Genomic DNA, 1354 nt, shown 5'->3' on the forward strand with positions numbered 1-1354 from the left:
TAAAGTGGATCCATTAGTCAAGACACTTTGCCGACTAATTTAAGCTGTGCCCGTTTCCACTGCTTCAGCTGCGCGGCGCTGACCCGTATTGCTCTTTCCCTGTGACTTCTTCTCGTCGTCACCAAACCGGTCGACGATCAGTGCACCGCCGCCAACCCCGTCGCGGTAGACTTGGTCGGGCGTCTGGTAGTCCAGCGACTGGTGCGGTCGCTCGGCGTTATAGAACGCGAAGTACTGCGCCAGGCCCACCATCAATTCTGCCATGTTGGCGTACCCCTTCAGGTACACATCCTCGTACTTCACGTTGCGCCACAGGCGCTCGACGAAGATGTTGTCCAGCGCCCGGCCGCGCCCGTCCATGCTGATGGTCACGCCTTCGCGTTTGAGCACACCGGTGAAAGCCGTGCTGGTGAACTGCGAACCCTGGTCGCTGTTGAACACCTCCGGCTTGCCGTGGTGGCGCAAGGCGTGCTCCAGGCAATCGACGCAGAACGACGCGTCCATACTGTTGCTGATGCGCCAGGACAGTACCTTGCGGCTGTACCAGTCGATGATCGCGACCAGATACGCGAAGCCACGCGCCAGCCGGATGTAGGTGATATCGGTCGACCACACCTGGTTGGGCCGCGTTACGGGCACACCGCGCAATAAATATGGATAAACCTTGTGCTGCGGATGCGCCCGGCTCGTATTCGGCCCTGGCGCCATGCCCGCCAGCCCCATGCCGCGCATCAGGCGCTGCACGCGCTTGCGGTTGACCACGTGGCCAGCCGCGCGCAGAAACACCACCATGCGCCTGCTGCCATAAAAAGGCCGGCTGGTGTATGCCTCGTCGATCAGCGCGCGTAGCTTCAGCTCGCTCTCGTCCTCGCATGCCTGCCGGGATGCCGCGTCAATCCGGCGGTACACCGTCGCGCGCGGCACGCTCGCCAGCTCGCATTGACGCGTCAGCGGCAGTTTCTCGTGCTCGGTTTCGATCCAGCCCAAGCGCGCCTCCTGGCTCACGGCCCCAGCTTTTTTTTAAGCCAGTCCACTTCCATCTTCAGCCGACCGATCTCGCCGTACAGCTTGTCCTCGGGGCTGCTTTCATCGATTGGCTTCGGGCCGCGCTTGGCATCGAACAGCGCGCCGGCGTTCTCCAGTATTTCCTTTTTCCACTGGCCCACCAGCACCGGATGCACGCCGAATTCCTGCGCGATCTCCGTCACCGTCTTGACGCCCCGAACGGCCTCCAGACCGACCTTCGCCTTGAACTCGGCCGTGTGTACCCGACGTTTTTTACCTTCACTCATTTGCTGTCATCCTTTCACGGACCACAGCTTAAACCATCGTCTCAGATTCGGGATCCACTATA

General features: G+C 61.0%; 1 protein-coding gene. It reads right to left on the minus strand.

The genetic code is table 11. The annotated features are described in order from the left end of the window. Nucleotides 1-39: 39 nt before the first annotated feature. Nucleotides 40-1292, minus strand: a protein-coding gene (locus CSZ94_RS27265; RefSeq protein WP_102124354.1) for an IS3 family transposase whose coding sequence is annotated in 2 segments (ribosomal slippage) — nt 40-1013 and nt 1013-1292 — 1254 coding nt in all. Because the reading frame shifts where the segments join, the coding sequence is not laid out codon by codon here. Between the last annotated feature and the right edge of the window lie 62 nt (nt 1293-1354).

Source organism: Janthinobacterium sp. ROICE36 (assembly GCF_002869965.1).
GTDB lineage: Bacteria > Pseudomonadota > Gammaproteobacteria > Burkholderiales > Burkholderiaceae_D > Janthinobacterium.